Consider the following 15,926-nt stretch of genomic DNA (forward strand, 5'->3'; position numbering starts at 1 on the left):
GGTGCGATCTCGAACCGGTCAGGCCTCGTCGACCTCGAGCCAGATCGCGGTGTCGACCGGCAGCATTCCGTCGTGGATCGGCCCGCTCGTCGCGATCACGTTACCGTGCGGCACCGCGAACGGCGCGGATCCGATGTTCGCGATCACCGTCACATTCCCGTTCTGGAATGCCAGCACTCGGTCGGGGTAGCCCTCCAGCCAGGTGAGGCTGCCGCCGCCGAGCTCGCGCTCGCGTCGTGCCGCCAGAAGCGCGCGGTACAGCGACAGCGTGGAGCCCGGATCGTCGATCTGAGCGTCCCGGGCCAGCGCGGCCCAGGTGGCGGGCTGGGGCAGCCACGAGATCCCGGTCGGGCTGAACCCGTACGCCGGGGCCGACGACGACCACGGAATCGGGACGCGGCAGCCGTCGCGACCGTAGCGCTCGCCGGCGGTGCGGAACCAGGTCGGATCCTGCCGTGCGTCATCCGGCAGATCGACGACCTCGGGCAGTCCGAGCTCCTCGCCCTGGTAGATGTACGCCGAGCCGGGCAGCGCGAGCATGACGGTGGATGCCGCGCGGGCGCGGCGCAGGCCCACGTCGGCGATCGGCTTGCCGACCGACAGCGGGCCGATGCCGTGGCCCTGGGGGTTCACGGCCGTGAGGGCGAGCCGCGACGCGTGGCGCACGACGTCGTGATTGGACAGGACCCACGTGCTCGGTGCGCCGACGGCCGGGAATGCGCGCAGCGACTCTGAGATCACCGTGCGCAGTTCCGCGGCATCCCACTCCGTCTGCAGGTAGGGGAAGTTGAAGGCCTGGTGCATCTCATCCGGCCGCACCCACAGCGCGGTGTCGTCGGCCGTCGGGCGCCAAGCCTCGGCGCACAGCGCGCGGTCGCCGGTGTACTCGTCCAGGATGCGGTGCCAGTCGCGATAGACCTCGTGCACACCGGGCTGACCCCAGTACGGCACGTCCGGCTCTTCGCCGCCCATGGAGTCCGCTTCGGCGGGCGGCGTGTAATCGGGGAGCCCCGCCGCCTTGATCAGGCCGTGCGCGACATCGACCCGGAAGCCGTCGACGCCCCGGTCGAGCCAGAACCGCAGGATGCGGCGGAACTCCTCGCGAACCTCTTCGTTCGACCAGTCGAAGTCGGGCTGCGTCGAGTCGAACAGATGCAGGTACCACTGGCCGGGCGTGCCGTCGGCCTCCACCACACGGGTCCAGGCGGGGCCGCCGAAGACCGACTCCCAGTTGTTGGGGGGCAGCTGGCCGTGCGTGCCCTTGCCTTCGCGGAACAGGTACCTGGCGCGCTCGGGGCTGCCCGGGCCGGCGGCCAGCGCCGCCTGGAACCAGACGTGCTGATCGGAGGAGTGGTTGGGTACGAGATCGACGATGATCCGGATGCCGCGGGCGTGGGTGGCGTCCAGCATCGTGTCGAAGTCGCGGAGGGTGCCGAACAGCGGGTCGACATCGCAGTAGTCGGCGACGTCGTAGCCGGCGTCCTTCTGCGGGGAGCGCTGGAACGGGCTCAGCCACAGCGCATCGACACCGAGCTCGACCAGGTCGTCGATGTGCGCGGTCACACCAGGAAGGTCGCCGATGCCGTCACCCGAGCTGTCTGCGAAGGAGCGCGGGTAGATCTGGTAGATGACGGCGGTGCGCCACCATTCGGCTCCGGGGCGGGAGTCGAGGGCGCCGGGGCGCTCGGCGAGATCGGGCGAGGTCATCCCACCAGAATAGTGCAAGCGCTTGCACCCCCCGGTCGCGGGGGCTCGTCCGCGCGGCGCGGATAGGGTGGGCGCGTGCCCTCCGCCGACGCCCTCGCCCACGCGGAGTCGCTGATCCGCGCGATCCCCGACTACCCCGAACCCGGCATCCTCTTCCGCGACATCACGCCGCTGCTCGCGGATGCGGCTGCCCTGCGCACCACGATCGACGCCCTCATCGCTCCCTTCGACGGCACGTTCGACGTCGTGGCGGGCGTCGAGGCCCGCGGTTTCCTGCTCGCGGGCGCAGTGGCGATCGCGGCCGCCGTCGGCCTGGTGCCGGTGCGCAAGGCGGGCAAGCTGCCGCGGCCGGCGGCATCCGTCTCCTACACCCTGGAGTACGCGGAAGCCGTGATCGAGGTGCACGACGACCTCGCGCCGGGCACCCGCGTGCTCCTCGTGGACGACGTGCTCGCCACCGGCGGGACGCTCGTGGCCGCGCACGCACTGTTCGCCGAACTCGGCCAGGACGTCGTCGGGACCGCAGTCCTCATGGAGATCGAAGGGCTCGGCGGGCGCGCGCTGACGGGCGACGTGCACACGGTCTTCCGCGCCTGACACGCCCTCGGCCGGGCCGCGCCCCAGAGGACGCGACCCGGCCGAGGGGGGCGTCAGCCGCGCAGTGCGGCCAGACCCTGATACGACGTCGCGGCGTTCTGCATCGACAGTGCGGCAGACGCCGGCGCCGGAACGGATGCCGCGTTGTCCTGCTCGTACATCGAGTTGTGCATGCCCTTGGCGCCGATCCGCTGGAAGAACGTCGTGTAATCGATGTTCCCCTGTCCGAACGGAACGATCGTGTAACCCGCCTGGGAGCCCGGGACCGATGCGCCGTCCTTCGCGTGGAAGAGCGGGAACCGCTGGGTCTGCAGGGCGACCAGCCCGGCCGGGTCGAACGGCCTCGAGACGACCGATCCGTCGGTTGCCGTGTACGTCGGGAACCGGTACTGGGCCACATGCGCCCAGTAGACGTCCATCTCGAGGTAGACCGAGTTCGGATCGGTGTTCGCCAGGAACCACTCCAGCTTGCGGATGCCGCTCGAGCGCGTCGGGCGGCCCTGGAGGTCGACGGGGCCACTGTCCAGCAGGAAGTTGTAGGCCGCATCGTGGTTGTGCGTATACAGCTTCAGGCCATGCGTGGCTGCCCGGGCGCCGAGGATGTTCCAGCGCTCGGCGGCCGCCTGCCAGTCGGACAGGTAGTTGCTGCTCGTCGGGTCGTTGCCCGTTCCGATGTGCCCGAATCCGAGGATGTTGGCGACCTCGCACGCGGCGTCGAACTGGGCGAGCGATGCATCCGTGATGCTGTTCGGGATGCTGCCGTGGTTGCCTTCGGCCTCGAGGCCGAACGCGTCCAGCCACGTGCGCAGCAGCTGCGCACCCTCCACCGTGTTGACGTTGCCGCCCTCAGCGTTGGCGTTCTGGCTGAATCCGGCGAACTCGACCTGCTTGTAGCCGATCGCGGCGAGCTGCGCGAGCACGGCCTTGAATCCGGACGGAAGCGCCGGATCGGTGGTCAGCGGATTGCGGCCGATCGCATCGCGCACCGTGTAGAGGATGATGCCGCGCTTGCCGGGGGGAACGAGGACGCCGTTCCCGCCGCCGTTCCCACCGCCGGGGTTGGTCGGTGGCGCCGCGTGGGCGTGGGCGGTGCCCATCCCCATCGCAGCCGCTGCCGCGATGCCGGTCGTGGCCGCCAGCAGCTGGCGCCGCGAGAGGCCGAGGCTGCGTCCGAGGACGCGCGCGTCTTCGTTTGCCTGCTCAGTCAGATCGTCCATTTTGCTCCCTTGCACAAGGTGGATGAATCGGGCAGCGATGCCCGGATCGCAGCACGGAATCACCAGTTGCGGGGAGGCGGAAATCGCCGGGGAACTGGGGGAAACCGAAACTGGGGGACCGACTGCGACTACTCGCAACGTACGCCCGCATCAGGACGTACGTCAACCATATGTAGAGCGTGGAATGTGCATCTTTTGGACTTCTGTCGGCAGAAGATGTGTGAGCGCTCCCACCTGTCGAAAGTCGGCCCGAGAGCGCCGATCCCTATCGACGAAGGGGTCGCGAAACGCGCGCGACCGCTATGCCGAAGCCGAGTCCGGCGGGTTCGCTCGGCGGCCTCGGACGAAGACTCCGGCGACCGATGCCTCGCGCATGCCCATCAGAAGCGTGAACAGGACCGACCGGGCGCCACCCTCGGAGGCGGTCTGGAGCGAGAGCTCGAATCCTGGCTGCGCGCCCGGGTCCAGGATCACGAAATCCGCGTCCTTGCCCGCGTCGAGGTTGCCGAACCGCTGCTCCTGATCGAGCGCGCGCGCTCCGGCCAGCGTCCCGAGGAAGAGCAGCTGCGCGGGGTCGATCGCCACGGACCGGTCGCCGAGTTCGCTCATGTGCACCTTGAAGCAGTCGTTCAGCACGCGCGGGATGAGCCACTCGTCACCGGCGCCGATGTCGGTGCCCATCGCGATCGTCGTGCCGGACGCGACGGTGCGCCGCCACGGCATCGTGCCGCTGCCGAGGAACAGCTGCGAGGTCGGGCAGTGGGCGATCGACGAGCCGGTCGCGGCGAGGCGATGCAGTTCGCCGTCCGTGCAGTGCACCGCGTGAGCCAGGATGCTGCGCCGGCCGAGCAGGCTCTCACCGCTGGTCCGCGATCCGGGCAGGCATCGGCCGTCGTACGTGTCGAGGTACGTGTCGACCCCGTAGGACTCGCGGACCGCGGCGATCTCGCCGTCGCCGGGACGGTCGTTCTCGTTGAGGTGCGAGTGGAAGTACACGCCGTCAGCGCGCGTGCCGGCGTACAGGTCGCCCAGCCGCCGGAGCGTCTCCGGCGTCACCGAGAGGCTGAACCGGGGCACGACCGCCACCTGCGCGAGCGCCGTGCGCGGGTCCGGTGCCCGGCCGCCGGCATCCTGACCATGCCAGCGGTCGATCTCGTCGCGGGTGAGGGCGATCGACGCGTCCTCGGTCGTGAGCAGTGCGGACGCGCTCGCGGGACCGACGGTCTGGATGCCGCGCCCGCTCACGATGCGCAGGCCGGCCTCGAGCGTGCGCGCGTAGAGGGCGTCCTGCGCCTCGGGGAACGCAGAGCCGAACACGAGGGCCGCGGTGGTGCCTGCCGAGATCCGCCGTCGCACGAATTCCGCCGCCACGAGGTCGGCGAACGCGGGATCGCTCAGGCGCGTCTCCGCGGGGAACACGCACCGCTCGAGCCACTCGAGCAGCTCACCGCCGCCGAACTCATCGGTGGTCAGGGTCTGCGGGTAGTGCACATGGGTGTCGACGAAACCGGGCAGCAGGTACCCGGCGGTCGCGACGACCGCGTCGTCCGTGAGGGCTGCCGGGAGCCCGCTCCACGCACCGGAGTAGGCGATCCGCCCGGTGGCATCGACGGCGAGCGCGCCGTCCGGCTCGGAGACCAGCGCCGAGGTCGACTCCTCGAGGGACGGGCTGCCGCTGATGTGGAGCAGATGACCTCGATAGATCGTCACCGTGACTCCTCGTGCTCGGCCCAGCGGCATCCGCAACGGCCGCGGTCCGGTGTCGAGTCTTCGAGTCCGGCGTTGCGGCCGCGTAACAGCGTCATTAAGTCTGCGGAACTCTTGGCTCCGAAACCTGGCTACCGCGTTCCCGGCGAGCATAGTCTGCCGGGACGCGACGGCGCGGTGCCGTTGCCCGCGGTGCCGCCTCGTCGATCACTGGACCTCTCGGACCCGCAAAGCTCACGGACCCTGCCGCCCTCGGAGGAGCGAGGCGCGGGCATCCGGAGAACTGCAAGCGTCCGAGCGGAGTCGGAGGCAGCGCACCGCCCTCCGACCGGACGACGGCGGGCACCCTGGGCGACCGGACAAGCCCAGGCCCCGCCGTCGTCGAAACCCGGGACGATCGGCGCGCGGGAGGGCTCAGACGAACGCGGGCAGGTCGAGCCACGCGTCGGGAGCCGGCGCGGCGCCGTCACGCGTGATCGTGCCCTCGATGAGGCCGTACGGCCGGTCGGCGGCGTAGAAGACCTCGCCGGGGTTCTCGATGCCCAACGGCGCGAGGTCGTAGAGGAAGTGGTGCTTGTTCGGCATCGCGAACCGCACCTCGGCGATCTCCGGGCGCGCCCGGATCGCCGCGGCGCCCATCGCGAAGAGCGTCTGCTGCAGGGCCAGCGAGTGCACCGTCGCGAACGTCGAGAGCAGCACCGCCGAGACCTCCGCGTACAGGCCGTTGTAGTCGATGCCCGCCTCGACTGCCTCGGGCAGGAAGCGCCAGCGCCCGGTGACCGACGTCGCCATGATGCGATCGTGGGTCTCGACGAGGGTCGTGTACCTGTCGCGGGGGAAGCCCGCGAACTCGCTGCCCGTCGACTTGAGCACCGTCAGGTCCTTCACGCCGCCGGTGACGTGCGTGGCACCGTCGACGACCTGCACCGTCGCGAGCCTCGTGCCCTGACCCTTGCGCACGAACGAGTGGTCATGCGGCCGGCCGTCCACGAGGATGCGCTCCCACTCGTACTGCTCGGCCTGCCACAGACCGCCTTCGATCCAGTCGAATCCGCCGACGAAGTGCTCCGCGAGCTTCAGCAGGTACTCCTCCGGCGAGGGCACGCCGTGCTCCTTGGCGAAGGCGAACGCCGTGTTCTTCTGCGTGTCGGTCGCCACGACCAGGGCGTTGTCTCCGGACAGGTACGAGTCCGCCAATGCCGCCCCGCGCAGCTGTGAGGTCACGTTCAGGTCGACGATCTCGTGGCGCGGGGTGTCCCGGTAGATCCGCACCACGCGGTTCTCCGCCTTGCCGTACTTGTTCGCGCCGAGGCTGACGGACACGTCGCTCATGATCTAGCTCCCTCTGTATGTCGAATAGGCGAACGGGCTCAGCAGCAGCGGCACGTGGTAGTGCCGGTCCGATTCTTCGACAGTGAAGGTGACGGTGATGAGGGGGTAGAAGGTCGGGATGCCCCGGTCGGCGAACCAGGCGCCGGTGCCGAAGGTGAGCGCGTACATGCCCGGCTCGAGGTGCTCCGGGCCGAGTGCGAGCCGTCCGTCGGCGTCGGTGAAGCCCTGTGCGACTCCCGTCGTGCCACCCCCCGACATGTGCCGGGCGAGAGAGACGACCACGTTCTTCGCGGGCGTGCCGGTCGCGGCGTCGAGCACATGGGTCGTGAGGTGACTGGTCATGCCCTCATCCTTGCGCGACCGACCCGCGCAGGCGCAAGATCGCGATCTCGGCGAGCTGGCGCAGCGCCTCGGCGGACTCGGTCTCGTCGTCGTCGCCGAGGCGCCGATTCAGCTCCGCCAGGATCTGCTCGGGCGAGCGGCCCGCGGCGCGGATCAGGAACACGCGGCCGAAGCGCTCTTCGTAGGCTGCGTTGCCCGCCGCGATCGCCGCAGTCACCTCGGCGGCGGCATCCGTCATCGCGGCCTGCTCGCGACGGGATGCCGCTGCCTCCGCACCCGATCCCTCGGGGCGCCGGCCGATGCGCGGATGATGCGCGAGCGCTGCGTCGAGGTCGGCGACGGTCCAGGCCTCGGCGCGATCGGCCGCGAGCTCCGCGAGTGCGTCCACCGAGTCGTAGGGGCGCGCCGCGACGACGGCGTCGACCCACTCCGGGATCGCCGCCCACACCGCGACGACGGATGCCGCGTCGGCGGCATCCGCGACGTTGAACTCGTCCAGGAGCATGGCGCCACGGTAGCGCTCCGGCGTTTCGCTGTCGTTACGGCCGTCCATGCCCGGCGATCGGCATTTCGGGGGTGCATACCTGGTCGGGCCAAGGTTTACAGTGCCGTAACGCATTCGCCGCGGTCGGGGACGCGGGTGAGCCAGGCTGTCAGTGCGGCCGGGCGTCCAGCGCCCGGCGAGGAAGGGGGGCTGATGGCGGACAAGCGCCGCGTGATCCGTGCCGGAAGGGCGTTCCTCGAAGGCTCCTTCCAGCCTGCGTCGGTCGTGATCGAGGACGGGCGCATCGTCGACGTCGTCGGCGTCCGTGATCGGGTCGCACACGCGAGCTCGACCCTCGTCCCCGACGACGCGGTGCTGCTGCCCGGACTCGTCGACTCGCACGTGCATGTGAACGAGCCCGGGCGCACCGAGTGGGAGGGCTTCCGCTCGGCGACGCTCGCCGCTGCGGCCGGAGGCGTGACCACAATCGTCGACATGCCGCTGAACTCGCTGCCTCCGACCACCACCGCCGCGGCGCTCGAGATCAAGCGCGCCGCCGCCGCGCCCTCGGCGTTCATCGACGTCGGCTTCTGGGGCGGGGCGGTTCCCGACAACCTGGGTTCGCTCGCGCCGCTGCACGATGCCGGCGTCTTCGGATTCAAGTGCTTCCTGTCACCCTCCGGAGTGGACGAGTTCCCCCACCTGGATCGGAGCGGGCTGGGCGCTGCGATGGAGGAGGTAGCGGCGCTCGGCTCGCGCCTCATCGTGCACGCCGAGGACCCTGCGCTGCTGCACGACGGGGGTGCCCTGGGCCGCCGATACGGTGCGTTCCTCGCCTCCCGCCCTGCCGAGAGCGAGGCGTCGGCGATCGGCTCGGTGATCGACGAAGCTCGTCGCACCGGCGCGCGTGCGCACATCCTGCACCTGAGCGACGCCCACTCGCTGCCGGCCATCCGCGCGGCCAAGGCCGAGGGCGTCGCGCTCTCCGTCGAGACCTGCCCCCACTACCTCACGATCATCGCCGAGGAGATCCCGGACGGCGCGAGCGAGTTCAAGTGCTGCCCCCCGATCCGCGATTCCGCGAATCGCGATCTGCTCTGGGACGGGATCGTCGACGGCACGATCGACGCGATCGTGAGCGACCACTCGCCCTCGACCGTCGACCTCAAGCGCTCGGGCGGCGGCGATTTCGGGCTCGCGTGGGGCGGCATCGCCGGGCTCCAGGTCGGGCTCTCGGCCGTCTGGACGGAGGCGCGCGGCCGCGGCATCCCGTTGGAGCGCATCCTCCCGCTGTTCACGACCGGTCCGGCATCGGTGGTCGGGCTCCCCGGCGCCGGCGTCATCGAGCCCGGCGCGGCGGCGCACCTGACGGTCTTCGGCGTCGACGATCCGTTCCCGATCGATGCCGCCGACCTGCTGCACAAGAATCCGATCACCGCGTACGACCACCGCTTGCTCACCGGCAGGATCCGCCGCACCTGGCTGCACGGCAGGTCGACGTACAACGTCACCGACGGCGGCGCGGGAGAGGCACCGCGGTTCCGCTGCAAGCCCCGCGGGCGGCTGCTCTCGTCCCGCACGACCGCGTGATCGCAGGGCGGTGCGACGGGGACACGCGCGCGAAACCCGGATGCAGTTGGATGGGGGCATGCACACGGTGATGGAGATCCTGCAGCCGGGGCACGGTGAGATCCCGGGAGAGCACTACCTGCGCTCGACGCCCGAGACGGTGCTCTGGGGCCGGCTGCCGTGCGAGGCGGATGCCGCTGTCCTCAGCATCCGCTCGGGCGAGTCCGTCACGATCGACACCGTGAGCCACGAGGGCATCCTCGAGGATCACGGCAAGGATCCGCTCGCCTACTTCACCGGGCAGGGCGTGGATGCCGCGGCCGTGCTCGAGGACGCGATCTCGATCGCCGCGAACCTCTCCCGGGATCCGTCCGCCGACGGACCGCATGTCGTCACGGGCCCGATACACGTCGAAGGCGCGGAGCCGGGCGACCTGCTGCGCATCACCGTCGAGAAGCTCGCGCCGCGCGTGCCGTACGGGGTGATCTCGAACCGCCACGGCAAGGGGGCGCTGGTCGGCGAGCTGCCCCGCGGCGACTATCACGTGAGCGTCTTCACTCCGGTGCAGGAGCGCGAGGGGCGGCTCGTGGGGGTGCTCCCCGTCGTCGATGACGGCGCGCGCGTGATCGCGTTTCCGCTCTCGCCGTTCCTCGGCACGATGGGCGTGGCAGTGTCGGGCGGCGAGCGACCGCACTCGGTGCCGCCCGGCTCGCACGGAGGCAACATCGACATCAACCTGCTCGTCGAGGGGACCTCGCTGTACCTCCCCATCCAGGTTCCCGGCGCGCTCGCGTTCGTCGGCGATCCGCACTTCGCGCAGGGCGACGGCGAGGTCGCCCTGACGGCCCTGGAGGCATCGCTCCGGGCGACCCTGCGCTTCGAGGTGATCCCGCGCGCGGAGGCGCTCGCCGAGTTCGGTGAGGTCACCGGGCCGATCGTGCGCACGAGCCAGTACCTGGTTCCGACCGGGCTGGATCCCGACCTGAACGAGGCGATGCGCAAGTGCGTGCGCTCGGCGCTGAACCTCATCGAGGCCCGCTGGGGAGTGCAGGAGCACCTCGCCTACGCGTATCTCAGCGCCGCCACCGACTTCGACATCTCGCAGGTGGTCGACATCGTGTGCGGCGTGCACGCGCGCATCCGAGAGTCCGACTTCGAGGGAGTGGACCGTGGCGGCATCCGTGTCACCGGGTCCGCGGCATCCGCCGGCCGCACCGATACAGGAGATCGCACCGGCACAGGAGATTCCGCGCCGGCTGGTCCTGTTGCCGAGATCCCTCCTGTCTCGGTGCGTTCCGCTGAAGGCTCGGGGTCGCCCGCGGGAGGCCACGGGTCTGTGCAGGGAGCGACGGATGCCTGAGACCGCAGTCGGGGGCGAGCACTCGGGGCCGGACCCCGCGATCCGCGGCGCCGCGACCCTCCCCGCCGACCTGCTCGAGGCGTTCACCGCCTACGAGCAGGCGATCCTCGCGAACGACCTCGACGTGCTGGACGCGTCGTTCGCGCCGGGGGACGGCACGATGCGGGGGGATGCCGCGGGTCTGCTCGTGGGACACGACGCGATCAGCGCGTTCCGCGGGCTGCGCGGCGGCGTCCCGCCTCGCACGATCGAGCGGATCGAGTACCGCGATCTCGGGCCGGATGTCGCGCTGCTCGTCTCGGTGTCGCGCTTCGTCGGCGGAGGCACGGGCCTGCAGACCCAGGTCTGGGAGCGCATCGACGGCACGTGGCTCATCACCGCGGCCCACGTCAGCCCGCGCGCACAGGCGCTCGACCGGTCGGTGTGGCGCACGGTCGGCGACCCGCTCTGGCAGGGAGCCTGGGAGGGGCCGCTCGCCGGACTCTCGGTGGCCGTCAAGGACCTGTTCGCGATCAAGGGCTACCGCATCGGCGCGGGCAACCCGGCGTTCCTGGCGGACGCGAGAGCGGAGACGACCACGGCCGCCGCGGTCACCGATCTGCTGCGCGCCGGGGCGTCGCTGCGGGGCATCGCGCGCACGGACGAATTCGCGTACAGCATCGCCGGTGACAACGTGCACTACGGCATCCCGCCCAACGGCGCGCTGCCCGGAGCGCTGCCCGGTGGATCCTCGAGCGGTCCGGCATCCGCCGTCGCCACCGGACAGGCCGAGATCGGGCTCGCGACCGACACTGCCGGCTCGGTGCGCGTGCCGGCGTCGTACCAGGGACTGTGGGGCCTGCGCACGACCCACGGACTCGTGCCCCGTCAGGGGCTGCTGCCGCTGGCGCAGTCCTTCGACACGGTCGGCTGGCTGACCCGCGACGGCGCGACCCTGCAGCGCGTCGTCGACTGGTGTCTGAGCTACGACGGGTCGGAGTCGACCGAGAACGTGTTCGGCGAGTCGGACGACGACCTGCCCTGGCGCTTCGTCGTTCCGACCGAGGTGCTCGAATCCGTGGAGCCCGAGACGCGCGCCGCGTTCGACGCGTTCTTGGCGACGCTCGCGGCGTCGACGGATGCCGCACCCGTGAAGCAGGTCTCTATCGGCGATCTGGACGAGTACTTCGTGCCGTTCCGCACCGTCCAGGGTGCCGAGGCCTGGCGCAACAACGGGGAGTGGGTCACCGCCCACCCCGGCGCGCTGGGCGCGGCGGTCGCGGATCGCTTCCGAGCGGCGTCCGAGGTCACCGCCGAGGACGAGCAGGCTGCGCGGCTCGCATTGCCGCCCCTCGCCGACCGCATCGACGCCCTGGTCGCGGATGCGGTCATGCTGATGCCCACCGTGCCGGGCCCGTCGCCCATGCGCACCGCTGAGGGCGAGCGCGTGAACGCCGTGCGGGTCGCGACGCTGCGGATGACCACACCCGCCGCGATCGCGGGGCTGCCGTCGCTGTCGGCGCCGATGCTGACGGTGCGCTCGCACCTCGGCGATGCCCCCGTGGGCGTCTGCGTGACCTCCCGCTCGGGCACCGATGTCGCGCTGGTGCGCCTCGCCCGTCGCCTCGCTGACGCGGTGGCCGCATGATGGCCGTGTCCACGCGGAGCCGCGCACAGCCCGCTTCCCGACCAGGTGAGGATGCCCCATGACGGATCTGCCCGGCCCCATCTCGCCGCCTGCCCGCCTGCTCATGGGCCCAGGGCCGATCTCGGCCTACCCGAGCGTGCTGCGGGCGATGTCGGCCGAGCTCGTCGGCCAGTACGACCCGTTCATGACCGCGACGATGACCGAGACGCAGGAGCTCTACCGCGGAGTCTGGGCGACCGCGAACGATGCCACGCTGCTGATCGACGGAACCTCGCGCGCCGGGATCGAGGCGGCGATGATCTCGCTCATCCGGCCCGGTGACCGCGTGCTCGTGCCTGTCTTCGGGCGCTTCGGCCATCTGCTCGCCGAGATCGCCGAGCGCGCGATGGCGGAGGTCCACACGATCGAGGTGCCCTGGGGTCAGGTGTTCCCCGTCTCGGTCATCGAAGAGGCGATCGTGCGGGTCGAGCCGTCGCTGCTCGCCCTCGTGCAGGGCGACACGTCCACGACGATGCTCCAGCCGCTCGATGAGGTCGGTGCGCTCTGTGCGAAGCACGGTGTGCTCTTCTACAGCGATGCCACCGCTTCGCTGGGCGGCAACGCGTTCGAGGCGGATGCGTGGGGCTTGGATGCCGCGACGGCCGGGCTGCAGAAATGCCTCGGCGGACCGTCCGGCTCCGCGCCGATCACCCTCTCCGAGCGCGCGGTCGAAGTGATCCGATCCCGCAGCAGGGTCGAGGCCGGCATCCGCGAGGAGGGCGACGAAGACGCGGCGGACTTCATCCGCTCCAACTACTTCGATCTCGGCATGATCCTGGACTACTGGGGTCCGCGCAGGCTGAACCACCACACCGAGGCGACCTCGATGCTCTACGCGGCACGCGAGTGCGCCCGCGTGCTGCTGCTCGAGGGTCGTGACGCGGTGATCGAGCGGCATCGCCTCCACGGCGAGGCGATGCTCGCCGGTGTGCGCGGACTGGACCTGGTCGTCTTCGGAGACGTCGCCCACAAGATGTCCAACGTGGTCGCCGTCGAGATCCCCGAGGGAGTGCCGGGGGATGCCGCACGCACGGCGCTCCTCCAGGATTTCGGCATCGAGATCGGCACGTCGTTCGGCCCGCTGCACGGCCGCGTCTGGCGCATCGGGACGATGGGCTACAACGCCCGCAAGGATGCCGTGCTGCAGACCCTGGCCGCGCTGGAGACCGTGTTGCGCCGGTTCGGCGCGTCGGTGCCCGTCGGCGGCGGTGTGGCGGCCGCGACGGACGTGTACGGCCCGGGCGGCGACTGAGCGCATGCGCACCCGACTGCCCGAGCTCTCGCCCGACGTCTTCTCGACGGCGGCGGGTCGGGTGATGGCGAGGTGCGACGAACTCGCTCGGGTGACCGCGACACCGGGTGGGATCGAGCGGGTCTACCTCTCGCCCGAGCACGCCCGCGTGAACCGACTCGCCGCCGAGTGGATGCGCGAAGTGGGCATGGCCACGAGGCAGGATGCCGCGGGCAACCAGATCGGGCGACTCGACCGATCGCCGGACCCACGCTCCGAAGGGCCGGCCGGCCGGTCGCCGAGCCAGGTCGACGCGTCGCCCGCGCTCATGCTCGGCTCGCACCTGGACACCGTGCCCGACGCCGGCCGCTTCGACGGCATCGTGGGAGTGCTGATGGCGCTCGAGGTCGTGCGCCTGCTCCGCGTCCCGAGCCCTGACGGCACGGGCAGCGTCTCACCACTGCCGTTCGCGGTGGAGGTCGTCGCGTTCTCCGACGAGGAGGGCACCCGGTTCGGTAAGGCGCTGCTCGGCTCGTCGGCGGTCGCCGGCACCTGGAGCGACGAGTGGTGGACGCTCGCCGATGCCGACGGGACGACGCTGCGCGAGGCCTTCCGAGAATTCGGACTCGACCCCGGCCGCATCGGCGAGGCCGCGCGGCGTCCCGACGAGCTCGTCGGATACCTCGAGGCGCACATCGAGCAGGGTCCGGAGCTCGACCGCCGCGGCGAATCGCTCGCCGTGGTGTCGTCGATCGCGAGCGCACGCCGCTTCCAGCTGATCATCGAGGGCGAGGCCCGGCATGCGGGCGGCACCCCGTACGACATGCGCCGCGACGCGCTGCTCGGAGCGAGTGAGGCCGCACTCGCGGTGGAGCGCATCTGCCGCGGCGAACACCACATCATCGGCACGGTCGGACAGCTCGAGGCCTTCCCGGGGGCGGTCAACATCGTGCCGGGCGAGGCGCATCTGAGCCTCGACCTGCGCGGGGAGTACGACGGTTCCCGGGATCGCGTCTGGGACGAGATCTCCGCCGAACTCGACGGCATCATGGGCCGCCGCGGACTGCGCTGGCACGCGCGCGAGGTGCACAGCGCCGCCGCCGTGATGTGCGCACCGCTGCTGCGCGACGTCGTGCGCGAAGGCATCCTCGCGACCTTGCCCGGCGGCGCCGACGAACCGGCGACGATCTTCAGCCGCGCGGGTCACGACGGCATGGCGATCGGGGCGATCACCGACGTCGGGATGCTGTTCCTGCGCAACCCGGACGGCATCAGCCACCACCCCGACGAGGCCGTCAGTGCCGGTGACGTCGCGCTCGGCATCCGCGCCCTCGCCGAGTCGGTGCTGCACCTGGCCGCCGAACACCGCTGAGCCCCCGAGGCGTTTCGTCTCGCTTCGCTCGCTCAACGACCGGTCGTCGAGCGACGAGCGCAGCGAGGAGACGAAACGCCTCGGCGGGCCGGAAAACCGTAACGGCGCGGAAACACCACCGCCAGTGTTGGTGAAATCTCCGTCACCTACCGTCAGCATCAGCGCGGTTCGCCGAGCCCCTGGGCGCGCGTGTTCATCCACCCGAATGCATCACACCGCTTCTGGAGACACAGCACATGACCTCTCTTCCCTCTCGGCGCGTGTCCCGCGTCGCGGCAGCCGTCGCAGGATTCGCGATCGCCGCTCTCGCCATCGCCGGGTGCGCCTCCGGCGCCGGCTCCGCTCCCTCCTCGACCGGGGATGCGGCGACCGACGGCTTCGGCGAGCTCACCGTCCAGCTCAGCTGGATCAAGAACGAGGAATTCTCCGGAGAGTTCTTCGCCGACTCCGAGGGCTACTTCACCGACGCCGGCTTCGACTCCGTCACGCTGGTCCCCGGTCCTTCGACCGGTGCCGCCGAGCTCATCTCGGGCAGCGCCGACGTGGCACTCTCCGACGCTGTCTCGATCGGGTCGGTGGTCGCCTCCGAGGGTGCCCCGCTGAAGATCATCGGCACCACCTTCCAGAAGAACCCCTTCACGGTCCTCTCGCTCAAGGACGGCGGCGACATCGCCACCCCCGAGGATCTGATCGGCAAGAAGATCGGCGTCCAGGACTCCAACACCGCGCTCTTCAAGGCGCTGCTCGCCGCCAACGGCATCGACGAGTCGGAACTGACGATCGTCCCGGTGCAGTACGACCCGGCGCCGCTCATCAACGGTGAGGTCGACGGCTTCATCGCCTACCTGACGAACGAGGCCATCACGGTCGAGGCATCCGGCGTCGCCACGACCAACCTCCCGTTCGCCGACAACGGCCTGCCGTTCGTCGCGGAGACCATCACGGTCACCGACGATGCGATCGCCAACGACCGCGAGAAGCTGAAGGCGTTCCTCGTGGCCGAGATCAAGGGCTGGACCGACGCCGTCAACGATCCGGCGGCTGGTGCCGCGCTGGCCGTGAACGACTACGGCAAGGACCTCGATCTCAACCTCGAGAACTCGGTCGCAGGCGCCACGGTTCAGGCCGAGCAGCTCGTCGTCTCCGACGAGACGGTCGAGAACGGCTTGTTCACGATCTCGGACTCGCTGCAGAAGGAGACGGTCAAGAGCCTCGCGGGTGCCGGCATCACGCTGACCGCGGCCGATCTGTTCGACCTGTCGCTGCTCGCCGAGGTCTACGAGGAGAACCCCGACCTGATCGCGTACGCGGGCTGATCGGAAACCGACGATGTCGCAGCCTG

13 protein-coding genes are annotated in these 15,926 nt (G+C 70.6%); 7 read left to right on the forward strand and 6 right to left on the reverse strand.

The window, feature by feature from the left end; all coding sequences use genetic code 11:
• Nucleotides 1-18 precede the first annotated feature (18 nt).
• Nucleotides 19-1,707 (reverse strand): glycoside hydrolase family 13 protein, encoded by a 1,689-nt coding sequence (locus BM349_RS01500; protein ID WP_091701619.1) that lies wholly within the window; start codon nt 1,705-1,707, stop codon nt 19-21.
• A 75-nt stretch (nt 1,708-1,782) separates the two neighbouring features.
• Between BM349_RS01500 and BM349_RS01505 the strand changes: the two genes are divergently transcribed.
• Nucleotides 1,783-2,304: an adenine phosphoribosyltransferase gene (locus tag BM349_RS01505; RefSeq protein WP_091701623.1), complete on the forward strand. Its 522-nt coding sequence runs from the start codon at nt 1,783-1,785 to the stop codon at nt 2,302-2,304.
• 53 nt (nt 2,305-2,357) lie between these two features.
• On the opposite strand, the gene BM349_RS01510 is transcribed toward BM349_RS01505, so the two are convergent.
• The 5 genes from BM349_RS01510 to uraD form a co-directional block, all read right to left on the reverse strand.
• Complete coding sequence (locus BM349_RS01510; RefSeq protein WP_091701626.1) at nt 2,358-3,521, reverse strand: sugar phosphate isomerase/epimerase family protein; 1,164 nt, start codon at nt 3,519-3,521, stop codon at nt 2,358-2,360.
• 300 nt (nt 3,522-3,821) lie between these two features.
• Complete coding sequence (locus BM349_RS01515) at nt 3,822-5,231, reverse strand: amidohydrolase family protein (RefSeq protein ID WP_091701629.1); 1,410 nt, start codon at nt 5,229-5,231, stop codon at nt 3,822-3,824.
• A gap of 411 nt (nt 5,232-5,642) precedes the next feature.
• Nucleotides 5,643-6,560 carry a factor-independent urate hydroxylase gene (pucL, locus tag BM349_RS01520; RefSeq protein WP_091701632.1) on the reverse strand — a complete coding sequence of 306 codons (918 nt, stop codon included), beginning with the start codon at nt 6,558-6,560 and terminating at the stop codon, nt 5,643-5,645.
• Nucleotides 6,561-6,563: 3 nt separating this feature from the next.
• On the reverse strand, nt 6,564-6,902 hold the full coding sequence (gene uraH / locus BM349_RS01525; RefSeq protein WP_091701635.1) for a hydroxyisourate hydrolase: 339 nt from the start codon (nt 6,900-6,902) through the stop codon (nt 6,564-6,566).
• A 4-nt stretch (nt 6,903-6,906) separates the two neighbouring features.
• The gene (gene uraD / locus BM349_RS01530) at nt 6,907-7,407 is read right to left on the reverse strand and encodes a 2-oxo-4-hydroxy-4-carboxy-5-ureidoimidazoline decarboxylase (RefSeq protein WP_091701639.1); all 501 of its coding nucleotides are present in this window, start codon (nt 7,405-7,407) and stop codon (nt 6,907-6,909) included.
• Nucleotides 7,408-7,599: 192 nt separating this feature from the next.
• On the opposite strand from uraD, the gene allB reads away from it, so the two are divergent.
• The 6 genes from allB to BM349_RS01560 all read left to right on the forward strand — a co-directional run bounded on the left by allB (nt 7,600) and on the right by BM349_RS01560 (nt 15,900).
• Complete coding sequence (allB, locus tag BM349_RS01535) at nt 7,600-8,976, forward strand: allantoinase AllB (RefSeq protein ID WP_091701642.1); 1,377 nt, start codon at nt 7,600-7,602, stop codon at nt 8,974-8,976.
• A gap of 58 nt (nt 8,977-9,034) precedes the next feature.
• The gene (locus BM349_RS01540; protein WP_091701645.1) at nt 9,035-10,315 is read left to right on the forward strand and encodes an acetamidase/formamidase family protein; all 1,281 of its coding nucleotides are present in this window, start codon (nt 9,035-9,037) and stop codon (nt 10,313-10,315) included.
• A complete protein-coding gene (locus BM349_RS01545; protein WP_091701650.1) occupies nt 10,308-11,942 on the forward strand; it encodes an AtzH-like domain-containing protein in 1,635 nt (544 codons plus the stop codon). Before BM349_RS01540 ends, BM349_RS01545 begins: the two co-directional genes overlap by 8 nt.
• A gap of 58 nt (nt 11,943-12,000) precedes the next feature.
• Nucleotides 12,001-13,233 carry a pyridoxal-phosphate-dependent aminotransferase family protein gene (locus BM349_RS01550; RefSeq protein WP_091701653.1) on the forward strand — a complete coding sequence of 411 codons (1,233 nt, stop codon included), beginning with the start codon at nt 12,001-12,003 and terminating at the stop codon, nt 13,231-13,233.
• 4 nt (nt 13,234-13,237) lie between these two features.
• Complete coding sequence (locus tag BM349_RS01555; protein WP_091701656.1) at nt 13,238-14,584, forward strand: Zn-dependent hydrolase; 1,347 nt, start codon at nt 13,238-13,240, stop codon at nt 14,582-14,584.
• Between the two features lie 236 nt (nt 14,585-14,820).
• On the forward strand, nt 14,821-15,900 hold the full coding sequence (locus BM349_RS01560) for an ABC transporter substrate-binding protein (RefSeq protein WP_091701660.1): 1,080 nt from the start codon (nt 14,821-14,823) through the stop codon (nt 15,898-15,900).
• Nucleotides 15,901-15,926 lie beyond the last annotated feature (26 nt).

Origin of the sequence: Microbacterium sp. cf046 (assembly GCF_900114345.1) — a bacterium.
Taxonomy (GTDB): Bacteria; Actinomycetota; Actinomycetes; order Actinomycetales; family Microbacteriaceae; genus Microbacterium.